Raw genomic sequence first — 22,604 nt, 5'->3', positions numbered from 1 at the left:
CTTAACTGAACGGCATTACCGCTGCAGCGGGCCTTTCATTGAGATCTCGATGTAACGCTCAGACGTTGAACAGGAAGTTCATCACGTCGCCGTCGTGCACGACATATTCCTTTCCTTCCGCGCGCATCTTGCCGGCTTCCTTCGCGCCCTGTTCACCCTTGTACGTGATGAAGTCGTCGAACGCGATCGTCTGCGCGCGGATGAAGCCGCGCTCGAAGTCGGTGTGGATCACGCCGGCCGCCTGCGGCGCCGTATCGCCGATATGGATCGTCCACGCGCGCACTTCCTTCACGCCCGCGGTGAAGTAGGTCTGCAGGCCGAGCAGCTTGAAGCCCGCGCGGATCACGCGGTCGAGGCCCGGCTCTTCCATGCCCATGTCGGCGAGGAATGCTTCCTTGTCGGCATCGTCGAGATCGGCGATTTCCGCCTCGATCGCCGCGCACACGGCGACCACCGGCGCATTTTCGCTTTCCGCGTACTTGCGCACGGCATCCAGGTGCGCGTTGTTCTCGAAACCGTCGTCCTTCACGTTGGCCACGTACATGGCCGGCTTCGCGGTGATCAGGCAGAACGGCTTGAGCAGCGCCTCTTCGTCGTCCGACAGCGCGAGGCCGCGCACGGCCTTGCCCTGGTCGAGCTGCGCGCGCACCTTCTCGAGCACGGCGACGAGCTTCGCCGCTTCCTTGTCGTTGCCCGACTTCGCGGCCTTCGAATAGCGCGTGAGCGCCTTCTCGACGGTGCCGAGGTCGGCGAGCGCGAGTTCGGTATTGATCACTTCGATGTCGTCGATCGGGCTGACCTTGCCGGCGACGTGAATGACGTTCTCGTCCTCGAAGCAGCGCACGACGTGCGTGATTGCATCGGTTTCGCGAATGTTGGCGAGGAACTGGTTGCCGAGGCCTTCACCCTTGCTCGCGCCTGCGACGAGGCCCGCGATGTCGACGAACTCGACGACGGCCGGCACGACACGCTCCGGCTTGACGATCTCGGAGAGTGCCTTCAGGCGCGTATCGGGCACTTCGACGATGCCGACGTTCGGCTCGATCGTGCAGAACGGGTAGTTCTCGGCGGCGATGCCGGCCTTGGTCAGCGCATTGAACAGGGTGGACTTGCCGACGTTGGGCAAGCCGACGATGCCGCATTTGAGACTCATGGAATCCTTCGGACGGGTAAGGCGGCGCGGCCGGACAGGGCACGGCGGCGCGGGAAAAAAGGGCGGCCGGCGCTTGGGGCGCGGCGGGCCGACGGTCAAAGACGCTATTGTACCGTGCCGGCGCCCCCGGATTGCGAGCCGGCGCAGCACGGCCGATGCGGCGGGCCGCCGCGCTGCATCGGCCGCCTGCGATTCTGCTGATTTCCCGCAAAGTCCGGCCGCGTAAGGGTTTGGCCCCGCGGCTATAATGCCCGCCATGACTGCCCACCACTCCTTCGACGTCGCCGTGGTCGGCGGCGGGCTCGTCGGCAAGACTGCCGCGCTCGCGCTGACCCAGTCCGGCTACAAGACTGCCTTGCTCGCCCAGCCGGCCGCGCCGCGCCCCGCCGATCTCGTATTCGACACGCGCGTCTACGCGCTGTCTTCCAGTTCGCAGGCGTTGCTCGAGCGGCTGCGGGTCTGGCAGGCGCTCGACCATGGCCGCCTCGCACCGGTCTACGACATGCGCGTGTACGGCGATGCGCACGCGGAACTGCATTTTTCCGCGTACCAGGCATCCGTGCCGCAGCTCGCGTGGATCGCCGAATCGTCGCTGGTCGAGGCGTCGCTCGACGCCGCGCTGCGGTTTCAGCCGAACCTCACTTGGTTCGAGGCGCGCGCGCAGGGCTTCGACGTACACGACGACGCAGCCGTGCTCACGCTGTCGTCGGGGCAGGTGCTGGAAGCGGATCTCGTCGTCGGCGCGGACGGCGCGCATTCGTGGGTGCGCTCGCAAATGGGGGCCAAAGTCGAACGGCGCGACTACCGGCAAACCGGGGTCGTCGCGAACTTCAAGGCGTCGCTGCCGCATCGCGAGACGGCCTACCAGTGGTTCCACGAAGGCGAGATCGTCGCGCTTCTGCCGCTGCCGGACGGCCATGTGTCGCTCGTCTGGTCCGCGCACACCGCACATGCGGATGAATTGCTCGCACTCGATCCGGCGCAGCTCGCGGCCGAGGTCGAGCGCGTGTCTCATGGCCAGGTCGGCACGCTCGACTGCGTGACACCGGCCGCCGGCTTCCCGCTGGCGCTGCAGACGGTCGACAAGCTGATCGCGCCGCGCGTCGCGCTCGTCGGCGATGCCGCGCACCTGATCCACCCGCTCGCGGGGCAGGGGATGAACCTCGGCCTGCGCGATGTGGCGGCGCTTGCCGATGCGATCGCCGGCAAGGAAAGCTTCCGCAACCTCGGCGATACGGTGCTGCTGCGCCGCTACGAGCGTTCGCGCCGCGAGGACATCCGCGCGCTGATGGTCGCAACCGACGGCCTGCAGCGGCTGTTCGCGGTGCCGGGCTCGCTCGCGAAGGCCGTGCGCAATGCGGGCATGGCCTTCGTCGGTGCGCAGCCGCTCGTGAAGCGCTGGCTCGTGTCGGCCGCGCTCGGCTGATCGAACCTTCGGCCGCTTCGCCGGTCGGACACGGTTCCGTTACGGCGTACACTGTGCCGTGAACACCGATTGAGCTGAAGGAAGATTTCGATGAAAAAAACGATCCGCATCGCGTCGCTGGCGCTGGCCGTCACGATGGCGACGCTTGGCTGCACCGCGCAGGCCGACCAGACCACCGACAAGCTGAAAGCCACGCTGCAGGCCCGCCTCGGCAACGATGCGCCGATCAAGAGCGTGTCGAAATCGCCGGTCGCGGGCCTGTACGAAGTGAACCTCGGCTCGCAGATCATCTATAGCGATGCGGCGGGCGACTACGTGCTGCTCGGCGATCTCGTCGACACCAAGACGCACAAGAACCTGACCGACGCCCGCCTGTCCGAAATCAACAAGATCGACTTCGCGAGCCTGCCGTTCGCGAATGCGATCAAGGTCGTCAAGGGCAACGGCGCCCGCAAGATCGCGGTGTTCTCCGATCCGAACTGCCCGTACTGCAAGAAGCTCGAGACGACGCTGCAGTCGGTCGACAACGTAACGGTCTACACGTTCCTGTACCCGGTGCTGTCGCCGGATTCGACCGCGAAGTCGAAGGCGATCTGGTGTGCGACCGATCGCGCGAAAACGTGGGAGAGCTGGATGCTCGACCATCGCGCACCGACCGGCGCCGGTACCTGCGATACCGCCGCACTCGACAAGAACCTCGCGCTCGGCCGCGGGATGAACGTCACGGGTACACCGACGATCTTCCTGCCGGACGGCCGCCGCCTGCCGGGCGCCGTATCTGCCGACCAGCTCAACCAGGCGCTCGCGTCGAGCAAGTAACCGACCATCCGCCGGGCCGCATGGCCCGGCCAGCGAGGGGCGCCCGCGTGACCTGCCGGCGCCTCTCTTCGTTTCCGCCGCCGTATTCGACCGTCCGATTGCCACGATGACCCAGCCGATCCGCTATTCGATTGTCCCGAAAGATCTTGCCGCGCACCTGTTCGAAGTGTCGGTGACGGTCACCGATCCCGACCCCGAAGGCCAGCGCTTTTCGCTGCCGGTGTGGATTCCGGGCAGCTACCTCGTGCGCGAGTTCGCGCGCAACATCGTGACGCTCGGCGCATTCAACGACGCGGGCCGCAAGGTGCGGATCGCAAAGACCGACAAGCACACGTGGCAGGCCGCACCCGTGAACGGCACGCTGACGCTGCGTTACGACGTGTACGCGTGGGACCTGTCGGTGCGCTCCGCGTATCTCGACGAATCGGGCGGCTTCTTCAACGCGACGGCCGTGTTCCTGAGCGTTGCCGGCCGCGAGGACGCGCCGTGTGAAGTCGACATCGGGAAGCCGGCCGGCGCGGCGTTCCGCGCGTGGCGTGTCGGCACCGCGTTGCCCGAGGCGCGCGGCACGAAGCGCTACGGGTTCGGCGCGTACCGCGCGTCGAACTACGACGAGCTTTCCGATCATCCGGTGACGATCGGCGAATTCGCGCTGGCGACGTTCGACGCGCACGGCGTGCCGCACGACATCGTGATCGCGGGGCGAGTGGCGCAGCTCGACATGGAGCGCCTGCGCACCGACCTGAAGCGCGTGTGCGAAGCACAGATCGCGCTGTTCGAGCCGAAATCGAAGAAGGCGCCGATGGACCGCTACGTGTTCATGACGCTTGCGGTCAGCGACGGTTACGGCGGCCTCGAGCATCGCGCGTCGACCGCGCTGATCTGCAACCGCACCGACCTGCCGGTGAAGGGGCGGCCCGAAACGACGGAAGGCTATCGCACGTACCTCGGTCTCTGCAGTCACGAGTACTTCCATACCTGGAACGTGAAGCGCATCAAGCCGGCGGCGTTCGTGCCGTACGACCTGACGCGCGAGAATTACACGTCGCTGCTGTGGCTGTTCGAAGGCTTCACGTCGTATTACGACGACCTGATGCTGGTGCGCAGCGGGCTGATGTCGCAGGACGAATATTTCGCGGCGCTCGGCCGCACGGTCGGCGGCGTGCTGCGCGGCACGGGCCGGCTCAAGCAAAGCGTCGCGGAAAGCTCGTTCGACGCTTGGATCAAGTACTACCGCCAGGACGAGAACGCGACCAACGCGATCGTCAGCTATTACACGAAGGGTTCGCTGGTCGCGCTCGCGTTCGATCTCGCGATCCGCGCGCAGACGCGCAACCGGAAGTCGCTCGACGACGTGATGCGCCTGCTGTGGCAGCGCTACGGCCGCGATTTCTACCGCGGCAAGCAGGCGGGTGTCGAGGAGAACGAAGTCGAGACGCTGATCGAGGAAGCGACGGGCGTCGCGCTCGGCCGCCTGTTCACCGATGCCGTGCACGGCACGCGCGACCTGCCGCTCGCCGAGCTGCTCGCACCGTTCGGCGTGACGCTCACGCCGGATGTCGCGAACGGCGCGGCCGCGAAACCGACGATCGGCGCACGCCTGCGCGGCGGCGCGGACTGCACGTTCGCGGCGGTCTACGAAGGCGGCGCCGCGCATCGCGCGGGGCTGTCGGCCGGCGACACGCTGATCGCGGTCGACGGGCTGCGCGTCACGGGCACCAACCTCGACGCGCTGCTCGCGCGCTACCGGCCGGGCGACAAGGTCGAGGTTCACGCATTCCGTCGCGACGAGCTGCGCACCGCGAAACTGAAGCTCGACGGCCCCGAAGTCACGCGCTACCGGCTGACGGCGGCCGCGAAGCCGGCGGCGGCATCGAAGGCCCGGGAAGCCTGGCTGAAGGGCTGATCCTACGAAGGCGGGTATCGGGGCGCGATCGAGGATTGTTCTGTTGTTGCAACAATCCGTCGCCCTGAACCCGCTTTTTCGCGGTCATGCGGCCACGCACAATGGCGTCACTCGCGCTACCGAAGCGCAACCCTACTGGAGCCTGACATGACGACCATTCTGCAAATCAATTCCGCGGCGCGTTCGCAAGGTGCGCAATCCACGCTGCTGGCCAACGAACTGACGGCAAAGCTGCAACAATCGAACCCCGGCGCGAACGTCGTGGTTCGCGACCTGCTCGCCGATGCGCTGCCGCACCTCGACGAATCGGTGCTCGGCGCGTTCTTCACGCCGGCCGACAAGCGCACCGCGGAACAGAATGCGATCGTCGCGAAGAGCGATGCACTGATCGCCGAACTGCAAGCGGCCGACATCATCGTGATCGGCGCACCGATGTACAACTTCGGCGTGTCGTCGCAACTGAAGGCGTATTTCGACTGGATCGCCCGTGCAGGCGTCACGTTCCGCTACACCGAGAACGGTCCGGAAGGCCTGATCAAGGGCAAGAAGGTTCACGTGGTGACGGCCCGCGGCGGCAAGTACCTGGGTACGCCGAACGACAGCCAGACGCCGTACCTGCGCTCGTTCCTCGGCTTCATCGGCCTGACCGACGTGAACTTCATTCACGCTGAAGGCCTGAACCTCGGGCCGGACGCGCAGAGCGCCGCGCTCGCCAGCGCACGCGAAGCGATCGCCGCCGCGTAAGGAAGGCCGAAGCGGGTGCGACGCACCTGCTGCATCGCCCGATAAAAAACGCCGCGTTCCCGAAAGGGACGCGGCGTTTTTGCATGCTTGCCGGCTCGAAGGAACCGGCAGCGCGTTACGCAAGCGTTTCGGCCACTTCCGGCAGGCGCCAGTCGATCGGCTCGCGGCCGGCGTCGACCAGATAATCGTTCGCGAGCGCGAAATGGCGGCAACCGAGGAAACCGCGGTGCGCGGACAGCGGCGACGGATGCGGCGCCTCGAGCACGCAATGCGCGCTTGCGTCGAACAGTGCGCGCTTCGCCTGCGCGTGTGCGCCCCACAGCATGAACACGAGCCCGCGATGGCGGCCGGCGAGTTCGCGGATCAGCGTGTCCGTGCACTGCTCCCAGCCGCGCTTCGCATGGCTCGCGGCCGCGCCGCGCTCGACCGTCAGCACCGTGTTGAGCAGCAGCACGCCCTGGCGCGCCCAGGTGTCGAGGCAGCCGTGGCGCGGCGTGTCATGACCGAAGTTCGCGGCGATTTCCTTGAAGATGTTGCGCAGCGACGGCGGCGTGCGCACGGCGGGCGGCACCGAGAACGCGAGCCCGTGCGCCTGCGGCGTGCCGCGATCGTCGCCGTGATACGGATCCTGGCCGAGGATCACGACTTTCACGTCGTCCGGGCTCGTCAGGCGCAGCGCGCGGAACACGTCGGTCGGGTAGACGGTCTTGCCGGCCGCGCGCTCGTCGTCGACGAAGCGGCACAGCGGCGCATACGCGTCGCTGTCGGTAAAGGGCTTCAGCACGTCGCGCCAGACGGCAGGCAGCGCGTCGAATTGCGCGGCGAGGTGCGGAACGTTGGCGGCGGCAGGCTGCGGGGCCGCCGGTGCCGCAGCCGATGCAGCGGTTTTCTTGGCAGGCTTGCGCCCGGCCGCGGGCGGCTCGGAAGGCGGGGACGGAAGATCGGCCGGTGCCGTTTCCGGCACGGGATCGTCGAACAGCGACGCCTGTTGCGGCGCGCGGGAAGTCTTGCGGGTTGCCATGCGTGATGCGTGTTATTGCGCGCGCAGCCGGTAGCCGCGCTGCGCCTTGCTGATGTTTTCGGGAGCGAGGCCCGGCAGCGCCTGCTGCAGTTCGGCGGCGAGCGTTGCGAGCGCCGCTTCCGGGCCGTCGATCAGTTCGAGTTCGATTTCGCTGATCGGTTCGCGGCGCGTTTCGTGTTCCGCCTGGACGACGATCTCGCCGATGTCCACCGCGGCTTCGACGGTTGCGCCGCCGATTGCGATGCGCCACAGCGTACGCGAAAAATCCGTGCGGAACAGCGCACGCAGCGCGCCGGCAGCGTCATTCAGCGCGGCGGCGGCCTCCGGCACGTCGCAGGCCGCGACGAGCGCATCGATCTCGAGCGCGTCGCCGGCGACCGGCAGCTCCCATTCGTGGCGGCGGTGCAGGCCGCCTTCCGCGCTGCCGACCGTCTTGAACGTCTGCAGCCAGCCCTGCGGCGCGCGGCGCACGCGCACCGCGCTCTTCGAGCGGGCCAGCGCGAGATCGGGTGTGTCGTAGTAGACGTTCGCGAGCGTGATGTCGTGGCCGGGTTCGCCGGTCAGCGTCTCGAAGAAGCGTCGCGCGGCCTCGGCCTGGCCGGCCGGCAGCGCGAGCTTGATTTCCTTTTCGATCGCCATCAGAAGAACATCCGTGCGAGTTCCTCGCCCGGCTGGTCGGCACGCATGAACGCTTCTCCGACGAGGAACGTGTTCACGTTCGCCGCGCGCATCGTGTCGACATCGGTGCGCGACAGGATCCCCGACTCGGTCACGACGATGCGGTCCGCCGGAATCATGTCGAGCATGTCGAGCGTGGTCTGGATCGACGTCTCGAACGTGCGCAGGTTGCGGTTGTTGATGCCGAGCAGCGGCGTCTTGAGCGTCAGCGCCTGTTCCATCTCGTTGCGGTCGTGCACTTCGACCAGCACCGCGAGGCCGAGCGAGTGAGCATACGCTTCGAGATCCTGCATCAGCGGCGTGTCGAGCGCGGCGGCGATCAGCAGGATCGCGTCCGCGCCCATCGCGCGCGCTTCCACGATCTGGTACGCGTCGACGATGAAGTCCTTGCGCAGCACCGGCAGCGTGCAGGCCGCGCGTGCTTCCTCGAGATAGCGGACGCTGCCCTGGAAGAACTGCTCGTCGGTCAGCACCGACAGGCACGCGGCGCCGTGCTCCGCATACGAACGGGCGATGTCGGCCGGCACGAAATGCTCGCGCAGCACGCCCTTCGACGGGCTGGCCTTCTTGATTTCGGAAATCACGGCCGCGTGGCCGGCTGCGTGCTTCGCGCGCAGTGCGCCGACGAAGTCGCGCAGGTCGCGCGCGGAGGCTTCCAGTTTCAGTGCCTCGAGCGGCGCGCTGCGCATGGCCGCCGCGACTTCTTCGCGCTTGACGGCGATGATTCGGTCGAGAATGTCGCTCATGTGGGTTCCTGCTTGATTCGTAATGGGAGTCAGCGCTTGAACTGCTGCGTGAAGCGCACGAGTTCGTCGACTTTCGCGCGGGCCTTGCCGCTCGCGATCGCTTCGCGGGCGAGCTGGATGCCGTCCGCGATCGATTCGGCGACGTTCGCCGCATAGAGTGCGGTGCCCGCGTTCAGCGTGACGATCTCGCGCGCGACGCCCGGCTGGTTGTCCAGCGCGCCGAGCAGCATCGTGCGCGATTCGTCGGCATTTTCCACCTTCAGCGTGCGGTTCGACACCATCTGCAGGCCGAAATCTTCCGGATGGATCTCGTATTCGTGCACGTTGCCGTCGCGCAGTTCGCCGACGAGCGTCGCAGCGCCGAGCGAAACCTCGTCCATCCCGTCCTTGCCGTACACGACGAGCACGTGCTGCGCGCCGAGACGCTGCATCACGCGCACCTGGATGCCGACGAGGTCGGGGTGGAACACGCCCATCAGCTGGTTCGGCGCGCCGGCCGGATTGGTCAGCGGGCCGAGGATGTTGAAGATCGTGCGCACGCCGAGCTCGCGGCGCACGGCCGCGATGTTCTTCATCGCCGGGTGATGGTTCGGCGCGAACATGAAGCCCATGCCCGTCTCGGCGATCGACGCGGCGACCTGCTCCGACTGCAGGTCGATGTTCACGCCGAGCGCCTCGAGCACGTCGGCGCTGCCGGACTTGCTCGACACGCCGCGGTTGCCGTGCTTCGCGACCTTCGCGCCGGCCGCGGCCGTGACGAACATCGACGCGGTCGAGATGTTGAACGTGTGCGAGCCGTCGCCGCCGGTGCCGACGATGTCGACGAAGTTCGAGTTGTCCTGCACCTCGACGTGATTCGCGAATTCGCGCATCACGGTCGCGGCGGCGGCGATCTCGCCGATCGTCTCCTTCTTCACGCGCAGCCCGGTGATGATCGCGGCCGCCATCACGGGCGACATGTCGCCGCGCATGATGAGCCGCATCAGGTGCAGCATCTCGTCGTGGAAGATTTCGCGGTGTTCGATCGTGCGCTGCAGCGCTTCCTGCGGGGTAATCGTCATCGTGAGGCTCCCGTCAGGCGGCTTGCGCGGCTGCGGCGCGTGCCTGTTTCAGGAAATTCTCGAGCAGTGCATGGCCATGCTCGGACAGGATCGATTCCGGATGGAACTGCACGCCTTCGACCGGCAGCGTCTTGTGGCGCACGCCCATGATCTCGCCGTCGTCGGTCCACGCGGACACCTCGAGGCAGTCGGGCAGCGATTCGCGCTCGATCGCGAGCGAGTGGTAGCGGGTGACGTCGAAATGCTTCGGCAGGTCGGCGAACACGCCGCGGCAGTCGGTTTCGATCTTGCTTACCTTGCCGTGCATGATGGTCTTCGCGCGCACGACGCGACCGCCGAACGCTTCGCCGATCGCCTGATGGCCGAGGCAGACGCCGAGGATCGGCTTTTTGCCCGCGAATTCGCGCAGCACGTCGAGCGTGATGCCCGCGTGCTGCGGATTGCTCGGCCCGGGCGACAGGCAGATGGTGTCGGGGTTCAGGCGCGCGATGTCGTCGAGCGTGATTTCGTCGTTGCGGTAGGTGCGCACGTCCTCGCCGAGTTCGCCGAAGTACTGGACCAGGTTGTAGGTAAACGAATCGTAGTTGTCGATCATGAGCAGCATGGTCAGTCTCCGGTCAGAAGTCGCTATCGAGGCCGTCCTGGACCTGTTCGGCCGCACGCAGCACTGCGCGCGCCTTGTTCTCGGTCTCTTGCCATTCGGATTCGGGCACCGAATCCGCGACGACGCCGGCCGCCGCTTGCACGTACAGGTTGCCGTTGTGGATCAGGCCCGTGCGGATCGCGATCGCGAGATCCATCTCGCCCGAGAACGACAGGTAGCCGACGGCGCCGCCGTACAACCCGCGCTTGACCGGCTCGAGCTCGTCGATCAGTTCCATCGCGCGCACCTTCGGCGCGCCGGACAACGTGCCCGCCGGGAACGTCGCGCGCAGCACGTCGTAGTTCGTCATCTCGGGTTTCAGCTTGCCTTCGACCGAGCTGACGATGTGCTGCACGTGCGAGTATTTCTCGATGACCATCTTGTCGGTCACCTGCACCGAGCCGATCTCCGCGATGCGGCCGACGTCGTTGCGCGCGAGGTCGATCAGCATCACGTGCTCGGCGATTTCCTTCGGATCGTTGAGCAGTTCGGTCGCGAGTTCCGCATCGCGCTCGGGCGTGTTGCCGCGCGGGCGCGTGCCGGCGAGCGGACGGATCGTGACGATCTGGTCTTCGCCGCGCTTCTCCTGGCGCACGAGGATTTCCGGCGACGCGCCGACCACGTGGAAATCGCCGAAGTTGTAGTAGTACATGTACGGCGACGGGTTCAGCGAACGCAGCGCACGATACAGCGACAGCGGATTGTCGCGGTACGGCTTCGTCAGCCGCTGGCCGACCTGGATCTGCATCAGCTCGCCGGCCGCGATGTATTCCTTCGCCTGGCGCACGGCGGCCAGATAGTCGTCTTTCTTGAACTCGCGGAAGGTTTCGGTGCGCACGCTCGCTGACGTGACGGGCGGCTGCACGGTCGTGCGCAGGCGCTGTTTCAGTTCGCGCAGGCGCTGTTTCGCCTTCGTATAGGCTTCGGCCTGGCTCGGGTCCGCGTAGATGATCAGGTACAGCTTGCCGGCGAGGTTGTCGATGACCGCGACTTCCTCGGTCAGCAGCAACTGGATGTCTGGCAGGCCGAGATCGTCGCGCGGCGCGGTGTTCGCGAGCTTCTTCTCGATGTAGCGCACCGCGTCGTAGCCGAAATAACCGGCGAGACCGCCGCAGAAGCGCGGCAGGCCCGGGCGCTGAGCCACCTTGAAGCGCGCCTGGAACGATTCGATGAACTGGAACGGGTCACCGTCATGCGTCTCGACGACCTGGCCGTCGCGCACGACTTCCGACACGCCGTTACGGGTGCGGACGAGCGTGCGGGCCGGCAGGCCGATGAACGAGTAGCGGCCGAAGCGTTCGCCGCCGACCACCGATTCCAGCAGGAACGAGTTGGCGCCCGCGCGTTCGGGCTGGGCCAGCTTCAGGTAGAGGGACAGCGGCGTTTCGAGATCGGCGAGGGCTTCCGCGATCAGCGGGATGCGGTTGTAGCCTTCGTTCGCGAGCGATTGGAATTCGAGTTCGGTCATGTTCCGGTCCTGTTCGGGACGAGCGGCGCGTGCGCCAGGGATCACTTGACGCTGCGCGGGTTGCCGTCGGCGAAAGGGCGGTCGATCGAGAAGTGCCTGTTGCCGGCCGGCACTCCGGGCGTGAACGTCGCGAGCCTGCGGCCGATCCTGAACGCAAGCGTTCGGACGCGGTGGAACTCGAGGTGGTGCGACGGTCGGCGCGCGGATGCGCAGCGAGATAAAAAACGGCGCTGAAGACGTGCTTCAGCGTACCTCATCGAAGAGGTTAGCGCGACCAGCGACGCCAGGGCCAGGCTCCCCGGTCGATGCTGCTCAGACTCCGTTTTTTATTCAGAAACATGCAGATGGAAGAAATAATCAGATGGTTGGCCGGCCGGTGTTGTGCGCGGTAATTGCGCGAGCTGCGACCAGCAACGAATCGACTATACCATCCGAATTTATCGTTTGTATAGCTTTGCCGTGGTTGTAGCCGTACGGCACAGTCAGCGTCGCCATCCCGGCCGCGCGGCCGGCCAGCGCATCGTTTTCCGAGTCGCCGATCGCGACTGCCGCATCCGGAGCGACGCCGAGCGCGCTGCAGGCCGTCAGCATCGGCAGCGGATCGGGCTTCTTGCGCGCGACGCTGTCGCCGCCGAGCACGACGCCGAAGCAATCGGCCAGCCCGTATTGCTCGAGCAGTTCGACGGCGAAGCGATGCGGCTTGTTCGTCACGCACGCGAGCCGGATGCCGGCCGCACGCAACGCGTCGAGGCCGGCGGCTACGTCCGGATAAAGGCGCGTGTGGCGGCCGTTGATCTTCGCGTATTCGGTCTGGTAGATCGCCAGTGCATCGTCGAAGCGCGCGTGCGCTTCGTCGGCCGGGAAGCGTGGTTTCAGCACGCTCTGGACCAGGTGTTCGGAGCCCTTGCCGACGTAGCCGATCACCTCGTCACGCGACGTGGCCGGCGCGCCGAGCTGCGCGAGCATCCCGTTCAGGCCGGCCGTGAAATCGTCGGCCGTGTCGACCATCGTGCCGTCGAGATCGATCAGCGCCGCGTCGATGCGCGGCGCGGCGAAGCGGATCGGGGCGGCTTCAGCTGCGGCCCCGGCCGGCGCATGGCCGGCGAGCGACGAATCGGCCACGGCGTCAGCTCCGCTCGACGGTAGCGAGCGCGGCGCGCATCTCGTCGATCACCTTGCGGTAGTCGGGCTTGCCGAAGATCGCCGAACCCGCGACGAAGGTGTCGGCCCCGGCCGCCGCGATTTCCGCGATGTTGTCGGCTTTTACGCCGCCGTCGACTTCGAGCAGGATCTCGCGGCCGGTGCGCTCGGTGTACGCGTCGATGCGTGCGCGTGCTTCGCGCAGCTTGTTCAGCGTTTCCGGGATGAACGACTGGCCGCCGAAGCCCGGGTTGACCGACATCAGCAGCACGAAGTCGAGGCGATCCATCACGTGATCGAGGTAGTTCAGCGGCGTCGCCGGATTGAACACGAGACCGGCCTTGCAGCCGTGGTCACGGATCAGCGACAGCGTGCGGTCGATGTGATCGGAGCCTTCCGGGTGGAAGCTGATCAGGTTGGCGCCGGCCTTCGCAAAATCGGGCACGATCCGGTCGACCGGGCGCACCATCAGGTGCACGTCGATCGGCACCTGCACGTGCGGGCGGATCGCTTCGCACACGAGCGGGCCGATCGTCAGGTTCGGCACATAATGGTTGTCCATCACGTCGAAGTGGATCCAGTCGGCGCCGGCAGCGACGACGTTGCGGACTTCTTCGCCGAGCCGTGCGAAATCGGCCGACAGGATGCTGGGAGCGATACGGAATTGGGTCATGGCAGGGGAGCGGGGACGTTGCGGCGCAAAACCGTCATTCTACCGTCCGGCGACCCGGTGCGCGGCGGCGGGCCGTGCGGCCGAGGCCCGATTGCGCATAGAATGCCGAACCAATGCGGCGCGCCCGCGGCCCCGTTGCCCATGCCGGCACGGACAGTCACCTTCCACCGGAAACATCATGAGTCAGTATCAGTTCACCGTTTCGGTGAAAACCAGCTACTTGCCGGAACAATCCGACCCCGATCGCCGTCAATACGCATTCGCGTACACGCTGACGATCCGCAACACGGGACAAGTCGCGGCGCAGCTGATCGCGCGTCACTGGATCATCACGGACAGCGAGAACCACGTGCAGGAAGTGAAGGGGCTCGGCGTCGTCGGGCACCAGCCGCTGCTGCAGCCGGGCGAGCACTTCGAATACACGAGCTGGGCCGTGATCGCGACGCCGGTCGGCACGATGCGGGGCGCGTACTTCTGCGTGGCGGAAGACGGCGAGCGTTTCGAGGCGCCGGTCGACGAGTTCGCACTCCACATGCCGCGCACGCTGCATTGAGCGTGCGAAGCGCGTCAGCGCGGCTGGCGGTCGTTGTTGCCGCGGGCGTGCTTCTTTCTGCCCGACGACGTCCACACGACGATGAAGATCAGCAGGGCAAGCGCTACGAAGGCTTCGAGCGCAAAGATGAGCATCGGATATTGGTCGAGAAAATCTGACATGGCGGTTTCCATCAAGAACGGACATTGTATGTGGTTTGGGCCCCGGTTGGCCGGGTGGGCGGCAGCGGTCGCGGCGGCGGCGCTGCTCGCGGCGTGCGGCGGCACGCCGACGCGGACTTCGTCGCTGAAGCCGCCGACCGGCGCGGCGATCATGCCGGGGCAGGTCGCCGCGAAGCGACTCACGCCGGTCGCGTGGCAGCAGGTGCCGGGTTGGCAGGATGATTCGCTGATCGGCGCGACGGCCGCGTTGCGGCAGAACTGCGTGCGGCTCGCGCGCCAGCCGGCCTGGCAGCGTGCGTGTGCGGCTGCCGACCGGCTCGACGAGCTTGACGTCAGCAGTGCGCGGGCATTCTTCGAAACGTATTTCACGCCGTTCCAGTTCGCGAACACCGACGGTACGCTCGACGGGCTGGTGACCGGCTATTACGAGCCGCTGCTGCATGGTTCGCGCGTGCGTCGTGGCCCGTATCAGTACGCGCTGTACCGCTGGCCGGCCGGTTATCGCGCGGGCGCCGCGCTGCCGGCACGCGCGCAGCTCGAACGCGCCGGCATCCTGAACGGCAACGAACTCGTGTGGGTCGACGACCCGATCGAGGCGTTCTTCCTGCAGGTGCAGGGCTCGGGGCGCGTGTTGCTCGACGACGGTTCGGTGATGCGGGTCGGCTTCGGCGGCACCAACAACCAGCCGTACCGTTCGATCGGCAAGTGGCTGCTCGATCGCGGCGAACTGACACCCGCCCAGGCGACGATGCAGGGCATCAAGGCGTGGGCGAAGGCGAACCCGAATCGCGTCGACGCGTTGCTCGACACGAACCCGCGGTTCGTGTTCTTCCGCGACATGCCGACCAAGGAGGATGCGCCGCACGGCGGCGCGGACGGCCCGATCGGCGCGCTCGGCGTGCCGTTGACGCCGGAACGCTCGATCGCGGTCGACCCGTCGTCGATCCCGCTCGGCACGCCGGTGTTCCTGCAGACCACGCGCCCGCTGACGAATACGCCGATGAACCGGCTCGTGTTCGCGCAGGATACGGGCTCCGCGATCAAGGGCGGCGTGCGGGCCGACTATTTCTGGGGGCTCGGCGACGACGCAGGCGATCAGGCCGGCCGGATGAAGCAGGTCGGCCGGATGTGGCTGCTGTTCCCGAACTCGTGACTTGAGGCGGCCCGGGTTGTCCGGGCCGCCGCTGCCGATGCATCGGAGGGTGCACTCGTGGGCGCGATGGAGTGTGCGGGGCGTGTCGCGCTGATTGCGAGGGCGCCACGTGCGGCGTGAGTTTTCGTGACGCGCCTTTCGCCTCGACGGGTGCCCCAGAGGCGGCCCGGAATGAAACAGCCCGATCGGCGTTGGCCGATCGGGCTGTTTCATTTGCAGCCGCGGATTCACCGCACGTCGTGCACGCGCGGGGATTGCCGTCAGCCCTTGCGCTTGTCGACGACGCGTCGCGCCTTGCCGACCGAACGCTCGATCCCGTTCACGGGCAGCACGTTGATTACGGCCGTCACGCCGATCAGCGACTTGATGTCGTGTGCGAGCGCCTGTTTGGCCGCATGAATCGCCGTCGTATCGGGCGCAGTCTCCGGACAGGGCTCGACATTGAGCGTCAGCACGTCGAGCGGGCCTTCCTTCGTCAGTACGATCTGATAGTGCGGTGCGAGCGCGCGCTGCTTGAGCAACTGCTCCTCGATTTGCGTCGGGAACACGTTGACACCGCGCACGATCATCATGTCGTCCGAACGCCCCGTGATCTTCTCCATCCGGCGCATCGTGCGGGCAGTGCCAGGCAGCAGCCGCGTGAGGTCGCGGGTGCGGTAGCGGACGATCGGCAGTGCCTCCTTCGTCAGCGACGTGAACACGAGCTCGCCGAGTTCGCCATCCGGAAGCACTTCGCCGGTTTCAGGGTCGATGATTTCCGGATAGAAGTGGTCTTCCCAGATGGTCGGGCCGTCCTTGGTCTCGACGCATTCGGACGCGACGCCGGGGCCCATCACTTCGGAAAGCCCGTAGATGTCGACCGCGTCGATGCCCATCCGCTGCTCGATCGCGACGCGCATGTCGTTGGTCCACGGTTCCGCGCCGAAGATGCCGATGCGAAGCGAACTCTGCACGGGATCGAGACCCTGGCGCTCGATTTCATCGGCGATCGACAGCATGTAGCTCGGCGTCACCATGATGATGTCGGGCTGGAAATCCTGGATCAGCTGCACCTGCTTTTCGGTCTGGCCGCCGCCGAACGGGATCACGGTCAGCCCTGCGCGTTCGGCGCCGTAGTGCGCACCGAGCCCGCCTGTGAACAGGCCGTAGCCGTAGCTCACGTGCACCTTGTCGCCGCGGCGTGCACCGGCGGCGCGGATCGAGCGCGCGACGAGATTCGCCCATGTGTCGATGTCGCCGGCCGTATAGCCGACGACCGTCGGCTTGCCGGTCGTGCCCGACGACGCATGAATGCGCGAGATCTGGTCTTGCGGCACCGCGAACATCCCGAACGGGTAACTGTCGCGCAGGTCGCTCTTCGTCGTGAACGGGAAGCGCGACAGGTCGGCGAGCGTCTTCAGGTCGTCCGGATGGACGCCCGCGTCGTCGAACTTGCGACGATAGACGGGAGAGTGGTCATACGCATGCCGGAGCGACCACTTGAGGCGTTCGAGCTGCAGTGCGGTCAGCTCGTCGCGTGAGGCGGTCTCGATCGGCTCGAGCGGTAGCGGGGTAGTCATGCATGTCTCCAGTGTTTGTTATGTGCGAGCCGTCGACGTCAGCGGTCTTCCGGGATGACCGTACCCTTGATCTGGGCGGATTTGCCGCGAAACATCGCGACGGTTTCTCCGGCCTGGTTCGTGACGCGGATGTCGTAGATCCCTTGGCGGCCGGCGCGTGCCTGCTCGATCGCCTCGGCCGTCAGCACGTCGTCGCCGTGCACGGGGCGCAGGAATTCGATCGAGCAGCCGGCCGCGACTGCGTTCACGTTGTACGAGTTGCATGCGAACGCGAACGTCGAATCGGCCAGCGTGAAGATGATCCCGCCATGGCAGGTCTGATGCCCGTTCAGGAATTCGGGCCGCACGCGCATTTGCAGGCGCGCGTAGCCGGCGCGTACTTCGGCGATTTCCATCCCGAACGCGCGGCTGCATGCGTCGGCGTCGTACATGGCTCGCGCGGCGGCACGGGCGAGCGAGTCGGGGTCGAGCGTGGCAGTGGCGTCCGTCATGTCAACGCCCCTCGAAGCGCGGTGCGCGCTTCTCGATGAACGCCTTCACGCCTTCCGCATAGTCGTACGACTGACCGAGCTTGCGCTGCAGGTCGCGTTCCTGGTCGAGTTGCTGGTCGAGCGTGTTCGTGACGCTGTCGCGCATCGATCGCTTGATCGATGCGATCGCGAGCGTCGGCTGTTGCGCAAGCTGGGTGGCGAGCTGGCGGACTGACGCAGCGAGGGTGTCGTCGTCGACCGCGCGCCAGATCAAGCCCCATTGCTCGGCCTGTTCGGCGCCGAGCTTGTCGCCGGTCAGCGCGAGCCCCAGCGCGCGTGCCATACCGACGCGTTGCGGCAGGAACCATGTGCCGCCCGAGTCGGGTACGAGCCCGATCTTGACAAAGGCCTGGATGAAACTGCTCGATCGGGCGGCGAACACGAGATCGCACGCGAGCGCGAGGTTCGCGCCGGCGCCGGCCGCGGTGCCGTTGACGGCGGCGATGACCGGAATCGGCAGACGCTGCAGGCGGCGGATCAGCGGATTGAAGTGCTCGTCGATCAGCGCGCCGAGGTCGGTGGACGCGCCCGGCGTGAAGTCGAGATCGGCCAGGTCCTGGCCCGCGCAGAAGCCGCGCCCCGCGCCAGTCAGGATCAGCGCGCGCGCACCGGCCGCCTCGACATCATCGAGTGCCGACTGCAGTTCGCGATGCATCGCCCGCGTAAAGCTGTTCAGCTTGTCGGGGCGGTTGAGGGTAATCGTGGCCACGTTCGAGGCGCGATCGATATCCAGCTGAATCGCCTGATAGGACATGCAGTGTCTCCTTCATGACTTCGTTATAGGCGCGCGGTGCGTGGGTTACACGCGTTCGATCGCGATCGCGATACCCTGGCCGACGCCGATGCACATCGTACAGAGCGCAAAGCGGCCGCCCGTACGCTCGAGTTGGTGGAGGGCCGTGGTCACGAGCCGGGCGCCCGATGCGCCGAGCGGATGGCCCAGTGCGATTGCGCCGCCGTTCGGGTTCACGCGCGGATCGTCGTCGGCGACGCCGAGCATGCGCAGCACCGCCAGACCTTGCGACGCAAACGCCTCGTTCAGCTCGATCACGTCGAACTGGTCGATGGTCATGCCGAGCTGGCGCAGCAGTTTCTGCGTGGCCGGTGCGGGCCCGATGCCCATCACGCGCGGCGCGACGCCGGCCGTCGCCATTCCGACGACCCGTGCGCGGCGGCGCAGGCCGTACTGGTCCGCTGCCTGTGCATTGGCGAGCAGCAGCGCGCACGCACCGTCGTTGACGCCCGATGCGTTGCCGGCCGTTACCGAACCGTCCGGGCGCACGACGCCTTTCAGTTTCGCGAGCGCTTCGAGCGACGTTTCGCGCGGATGCTCGTCGCGCGAGACGACCACCGGATCGCCTTTCTTCTGCTGAATCGTGACCGCGACGATTTCCTCGGCGAGCGTGCCGTCCTGCTGCGCACGCGCGGCCTTCTGCTGGCTGCGCAGCGCGAACAGGTCCTGGTCGGCACGGCTGATGTTGTAGTCGACCGCGACGTTCTCGGCCGTCTCCGGCATCGAATCGACGCCATACAGCTGTTTCATCAACGGATTGACGAAGCGCCAGCCGATCGTCGTATCGTAGATGTCGGCCTGGCGCGCGAATGCGCTCGCGGCCTTGCCCATCACGAACGGCGCGCGCGTCATGCTCTCGACGCCGCCCGCGATCATCAGGCGCGCCTCCCCGGCCTTGATCGCGCGCGCAGCAGTGCCGACCGCGTCCATCCCGGAGCCGCACAGGCGGTTCAGCGTCGTGCCGGGCACGTCGGTCGGCAGCCCCGCGAGCAGCGCGGACATGCGCGCGACGTTGCGGTTGTCCTCACCGGCCTGGTTCGCGCAGCCGTAGATCACGTCGTCGATCGCCGTCCAGTCGACGTCGCGGTTGCGCTCCACGAGCGCCTTGAGCGGTACCGCACCGAGGTCGTCGGCGCGGACATCTTTCAGGGCGCCGCCGTAGCGGCCGATGGGGGTGCGAATCGCGTCGCAGATATAGGCGTCTGTCATGGGCGTATCGATGAGCAACGAACCCGCCGGGTGGCGGATTCGTTCATGGTAAAGAACGTGGCGGCGTTTGCACGTCGACCATTCGGGTTATGCAGGTTGACCGGCTTCCGCGGGTGCCGCTTTCGGCGCAACATGGACACGGCTTTGCACGACGCGGAACCGGTTGGCGACGAATGCCGGGTCCGCCAGCGCCGCGTTGGCTGCCGGGTTCGCGCCCGTGCCGTGGAAATCCGAGAACGCTGCCGACTGGTTCACGAACACGCCGCCGGTCAGGTTGATCGACAGCGCGACGCCGCCGCGCACCGCCGCGTCGTGTGCGGCGTCGACGATGGCTTCGTCGGTACTGTAGACGGAGAGCGTCAGCGCGCCATGTTCTGCTGCGATTTCACCGGCGAGATCGAGCGACTGCGCGGTCGAGTCGGTTGCGATCACGAACGAGATCGGGCCGAACCACTCCTGCGTGAATTTTTCGCGATCGGTCACGTCGAGTTGCAGCACGAGCGGTGTGCGCACGCGGGCATCGGGGAACGCGGGGTGCTGGAGGGTCAGGCTGTCGGCGAGCACGCGGCCGAGCTGGCGGGCGTCGTCGATGCGTGCGGTCACGCCTTCGTTCTGGATCGCGCCGATCAGTTCGACCGAGCGGGCCGGATCGCCGGTGAGTTTTTGTACCGCAACGGCGATTGCCTGTGCGACTTCGTCGAAGCTCGCATGGCCGTCCGCCGTCCGGATGCCGTCGCGCGGCACGTAGATGTTCTGCGGTGCCGTGCACATCTGGCCGGAGTACAGCGCCAGCGAGAACGCGATGTTCTTGGCGGTGGCCTTCAGGTCGTCGGTCGAGTCGATCACGATCTGGTTGACGCCTGCCTTCTCCGTATAGACCTGTGCCTGGTGGGCATGGCGCTCGAGCCACGTGCCGTTTTGCGTGCTGCCGGTGAAGTCGATCAGCTTGATCTCGGGGCGCAGCGCGAGATCCTGAACGAGTGCGCCGTCGTTGGGTTCGGTCGCGAGGAGCGTGACGACGTTCGGATCGAAGCCGGCTTCGCGCAGCACGTCGCGAGCGATCCGGACCGTGATCGCGAGAGGCAGGATCGCGCCCGGATGCGGTTTGACGATCACGGTGTTGCCGGTGGCCAGATCGGCGAACAATCCCGGGTAGCCGTTCCAGGTCGGGAACGTGCAGCAGCCGAGTACGAGGCCGGTGCCGCGCGGGACGATCGTGTAGCGCTTGTGCATCGCGAGCGGCGGGTTCTTGCCTTGCGGCTTTTCCCAGTGCGCATCGGCCGGAATGCGGCGCAGTTCGTCCCACGCATAGGCAACTGCCTCGAGCGCGCGATCCTGCGCGTGCGGGCCGCCGGCCTGGAACGCCATCATGAATGCCTGCCCCGTGGTGTGCATCACGCTGTAGGCGATCTCGAAGCTCGTACGATTCAGGCGCGCGAGGATTTCGAGGCTTACGCCGATCCAGGCGCTCGGGCCGGCTTCACGCCATGAACGCTGCGCGGCGGCAGCGGCGGCGATCAGTTCGTCGGGCGTCGACTTCGGATACCGGATGCCCAATGCGATGCCGTACGGCGACCGTTCCGCGCCGACCGTTTCTCCGGACGCCGGTTGGTCGAGCGCGAACGTCTTGTCGAGGTAGGACTTGAACGCGGCCTCGCCATCTGCGTTCGCGCTTTCCCCGTACACTTTGGGGCTCGGCATTTCGGCGAACGGGCTCCAGTACCCGCGGCTCTCGATGGCGGCGAGTGCGTGCTTCAGCGTGTCTTCGTGCTTCGTGAACAGTGCATGGGTCATGGCGGCAGCCTGATGGACGATGAGAGGGGTTGGATCGATTAATTAACCGACCGGTTGGTCGGAGAATGGTAGCATCAAACTATTCGCATGTGCGAGGCGTTTCTCATTTCATTGATCGAGGAGAAATAGATGGCTTACGAGAACATCCTGGTGGAGACCCGGGGGCGTGTCGGGCTGGTTACGCTGAACCGTCCGAAGGCGCTGAATGCGCTGAACGATGCGCTGATGGATGAACTGGGTGATGCGCTGAAGGCATTCGATGCGGACGATGGCATCGGCGCGATCGTCGTGACCGGGAGCGAGAAGGCGTTCGCGGCTGGCGCGGACATCGGCATGATGGCGACCTATTCCTATATGGATGCCTACCGGGGCGACTACATCACACGTAACTGGGAGACGGTTCGCGAAATTCGCAAGCCGATCATTGCGGCGGTGTCGGGCTTTGCGCTGGGTGGCGGCTGCGAGCTGGCCATGATGTGCGACATCATCTTCGCGGCGGACACGGCCAAGTTCGGCCAGCCGGAAATCAAGCTGGGCGTCATGCCGGGGGCGGGCGGTACGCAGCGTCTGCCGCGCGCGGTGTCGAAGGCTAAGGCGATGGACATGTGCCTGACGGCCCGCTTCATGGATGCAGCCGAAGCGGAGCGTGCGGGGCTCGTGTCGCGTGTGCTGCCGGCCGACACGCTGCTCGACGAGGCGATTGCCGCCGCGGCGACGATCGCCGAGTTTTCGCTGCCGGCGGTCATGATGGTCAAGGAGTCGGTGAACCGTGCGTACGAGACGACGCTGGCCGAGGGCGTTCACTTCGAGCGCCGGCTGTTCCATTCGCTGTTCGCGACCGAAGACCAGAAGGAGGGGATGGCGGCATTCGTTGAAAAGCGGAAGCCGGTGTTCAAGCACCGCTGATTGAGGCGCCCGAGGTAAGTGGCCAGTGCCTGGCTGGTATCGGTTGTCGAACCCGGCCCACTGAGCCCCGGCCCCCGTGCGCGCCAGCGCACGGGGGCTTTTCAAAAAATTTTCACAAAAGGCTTGCGTGGATGAGGGCGGGTGCTTAGAATCACGCCTCTTTCGCGCTAACGGAAACGCAGCGCGGAAGGGGAAGCGAAGCTGGTGGTGTGCTGCAGTGATGGGCGCGCAGCTGGCCTGGAAGTTGAACCCCGCAGTCGCAACGATGTAGTGTAAAAAGTTGTTGACGAACTGCGAAACACGGTTCATAATCTCACTTCTCTGCTGCTGAAAACGCAGCGCTGCTGAGAAACACGAAGTTCCTCGCAGATTGCTCTTTAAAAATTAACAGCCGATAAGTGTGGGCGCTTGATGGAAGCGAGCTGATCCTCGGATCAGATAGCGAAAGTATCAAGAGTCTCACACTAA

The 22,604-nt window shown here is 66.2% G+C and carries 21 protein-coding genes; 7 read left to right on the top strand and 14 right to left on the bottom strand.

Annotation, left to right across the window (positions count from 1 at the left end):
* Positions 1 to 58: 58 nt before the first annotated feature.
* Positions 59 to 1,153, bottom strand: coding sequence for a redox-regulated ATPase YchF (gene ychF / locus VK92_RS01885; RefSeq protein ID WP_021156964.1), 1,095 nt, complete (start codon positions 1,151 to 1,153; stop codon positions 59 to 61).
* A 247-nt stretch (positions 1,154 to 1,400) separates the two neighbouring features.
* Between ychF and VK92_RS01880 the strand changes: the two genes are divergently transcribed.
* The 4 genes from VK92_RS01880 to VK92_RS01865 all read left to right on the top strand — a co-directional run bounded on the left by VK92_RS01880 (position 1,401) and on the right by VK92_RS01865 (position 6,048).
* Positions 1,401 to 2,579 (top strand): UbiH/UbiF family hydroxylase, encoded by a 1,179-nt coding sequence (locus VK92_RS01880; RefSeq protein ID WP_027788478.1) that lies wholly within the window; start codon positions 1,401 to 1,403, stop codon positions 2,577 to 2,579.
* A 90-nt stretch (positions 2,580 to 2,669) separates the two neighbouring features.
* A complete protein-coding gene (locus VK92_RS01875; protein ID WP_021156966.1) occupies positions 2,670 to 3,398 on the top strand; it encodes a DsbC family protein in 729 nt (242 codons plus the stop codon).
* A 106-nt stretch (positions 3,399 to 3,504) separates the two neighbouring features.
* The gene (locus VK92_RS01870) at positions 3,505 to 5,304 is read left to right on the top strand and encodes a M61 family metallopeptidase (protein WP_048026374.1); all 1,800 of its coding nucleotides are present in this window, start codon (positions 3,505 to 3,507) and stop codon (positions 5,302 to 5,304) included.
* 147 nt (positions 5,305 to 5,451) lie between these two features.
* Entirely contained in the window at positions 5,452 to 6,048 is a 597-nt protein-coding gene (locus VK92_RS01865; RefSeq protein WP_048026373.1) for an FMN-dependent NADH-azoreductase, read from the top strand.
* 115 nt (positions 6,049 to 6,163) lie between these two features.
* Here the strand turns inward: VK92_RS01865 and VK92_RS01860 are convergent, their stop codons facing one another.
* From VK92_RS01860 to rpe, 8 genes are all read right to left on the bottom strand, one after another.
* Positions 6,164 to 7,069 carry a uracil-DNA glycosylase gene (locus VK92_RS01860; RefSeq protein WP_021156969.1) on the bottom strand — a complete coding sequence of 302 codons (906 nt, stop codon included), beginning with the start codon at positions 7,067 to 7,069 and terminating at the stop codon, positions 6,164 to 6,166.
* Between the two features lie 12 nt (positions 7,070 to 7,081).
* Entirely contained in the window at positions 7,082 to 7,708 is a 627-nt protein-coding gene (locus tag VK92_RS01855; RefSeq protein WP_048026371.1) for a CYTH domain-containing protein, read from the bottom strand.
* Complete coding sequence (trpC, locus tag VK92_RS01850; RefSeq protein WP_027788473.1) at positions 7,708 to 8,493, bottom strand: indole-3-glycerol phosphate synthase TrpC; 786 nt, start codon at positions 8,491 to 8,493, stop codon at positions 7,708 to 7,710. Before trpC ends, VK92_RS01855 begins: the two co-directional genes overlap by 1 nt.
* Before the next feature lie 29 nt (positions 8,494 to 8,522).
* Positions 8,523 to 9,554 (bottom strand): anthranilate phosphoribosyltransferase, encoded by a 1,032-nt coding sequence (gene trpD / locus VK92_RS01845; RefSeq protein ID WP_048026370.1) that lies wholly within the window; start codon positions 9,552 to 9,554, stop codon positions 8,523 to 8,525.
* 13 nt (positions 9,555 to 9,567) lie between these two features.
* Positions 9,568 to 10,158, bottom strand: a complete 591-nt coding sequence (locus tag VK92_RS01840) for an aminodeoxychorismate/anthranilate synthase component II (RefSeq protein ID WP_021156971.1) — start codon at positions 10,156 to 10,158, stop codon at positions 9,568 to 9,570.
* A gap of 13 nt (positions 10,159 to 10,171) precedes the next feature.
* Positions 10,172 to 11,665 (bottom strand): anthranilate synthase component I, encoded by a 1,494-nt coding sequence (gene trpE, locus VK92_RS01835; protein ID WP_048026368.1) that lies wholly within the window; start codon positions 11,663 to 11,665, stop codon positions 10,172 to 10,174.
* Positions 11,666 to 12,022: 357 nt separating this feature from the next.
* Positions 12,023 to 12,787, bottom strand: a complete 765-nt coding sequence (locus VK92_RS01830) for a phosphoglycolate phosphatase (RefSeq protein WP_048026367.1) — start codon at positions 12,785 to 12,787, stop codon at positions 12,023 to 12,025.
* 4 nt (positions 12,788 to 12,791) lie between these two features.
* Entirely contained in the window at positions 12,792 to 13,478 is a 687-nt protein-coding gene (gene rpe / locus VK92_RS01825) for a ribulose-phosphate 3-epimerase (RefSeq protein ID WP_006482066.1), read from the bottom strand.
* A gap of 178 nt (positions 13,479 to 13,656) precedes the next feature.
* Between rpe and apaG the strand changes: the two genes are divergently transcribed.
* Together apaG and mltA are read left to right on the top strand one after the other, a co-directional pair.
* On the top strand, positions 13,657 to 14,031 hold the full coding sequence (apaG, locus tag VK92_RS01820) for a Co2+/Mg2+ efflux protein ApaG (RefSeq protein ID WP_011350820.1): 375 nt from the start codon (positions 13,657 to 13,659) through the stop codon (positions 14,029 to 14,031).
* A gap of 81 nt (positions 14,032 to 14,112) precedes the next feature.
* Positions 14,113 to 15,345, top strand: coding sequence for a murein transglycosylase A (mltA, locus tag VK92_RS01815; protein WP_048026376.1), 1,233 nt, complete (start codon positions 14,113 to 14,115; stop codon positions 15,343 to 15,345).
* Between the two features lie 260 nt (positions 15,346 to 15,605).
* Here the strand turns inward: mltA and paaK are convergent, their stop codons facing one another.
* From paaK to paaN, 5 genes are all read right to left on the bottom strand, one after another.
* The gene (paaK, locus tag VK92_RS01810) at positions 15,606 to 16,904 is read right to left on the bottom strand and encodes a phenylacetate--CoA ligase PaaK (protein WP_048026364.1); all 1,299 of its coding nucleotides are present in this window, start codon (positions 16,902 to 16,904) and stop codon (positions 15,606 to 15,608) included.
* A gap of 38 nt (positions 16,905 to 16,942) precedes the next feature.
* Positions 16,943 to 17,395: a hydroxyphenylacetyl-CoA thioesterase PaaI gene (paaI, locus tag VK92_RS01805; RefSeq protein ID WP_048026362.1), complete on the bottom strand. Its 453-nt coding sequence runs from the start codon at positions 17,393 to 17,395 to the stop codon at positions 16,943 to 16,945.
* A gap of 1 nt (position 17,396) precedes the next feature.
* Positions 17,397 to 18,188: a 2-(1,2-epoxy-1,2-dihydrophenyl)acetyl-CoA isomerase PaaG gene (gene paaG / locus VK92_RS01800; protein ID WP_048026360.1), complete on the bottom strand. Its 792-nt coding sequence runs from the start codon at positions 18,186 to 18,188 to the stop codon at positions 17,397 to 17,399.
* A 45-nt stretch (positions 18,189 to 18,233) separates the two neighbouring features.
* Positions 18,234 to 19,436 (bottom strand): 3-oxoadipyl-CoA thiolase, encoded by a 1,203-nt coding sequence (gene pcaF, locus VK92_RS01795; RefSeq protein WP_048026358.1) that lies wholly within the window; start codon positions 19,434 to 19,436, stop codon positions 18,234 to 18,236.
* Positions 19,437 to 19,523: 87 nt separating this feature from the next.
* Positions 19,524 to 21,230 (bottom strand): phenylacetic acid degradation protein PaaN, encoded by a 1,707-nt coding sequence (gene paaN, locus VK92_RS01790; protein WP_048026356.1) that lies wholly within the window; start codon positions 21,228 to 21,230, stop codon positions 19,524 to 19,526.
* Between the two features lie 129 nt (positions 21,231 to 21,359).
* On the opposite strand from paaN, the gene VK92_RS01785 reads away from it, so the two are divergent.
* Entirely contained in the window at positions 21,360 to 22,136 is a 777-nt protein-coding gene (locus VK92_RS01785) for an enoyl-CoA hydratase (protein WP_021156980.1), read from the top strand.
* The last annotated feature ends 468 nt before the right edge of the window (positions 22,137 to 22,604 follow it).

The sequence above is a fragment of the Burkholderia sp. LK4 genome (assembly GCF_001043615.1).
Classification (GTDB): domain Bacteria; phylum Pseudomonadota; class Gammaproteobacteria; order Burkholderiales; family Burkholderiaceae; genus Burkholderia; species Burkholderia cepacia.
This window is presented reverse-complemented; position numbering and strand designations above follow the sequence as displayed.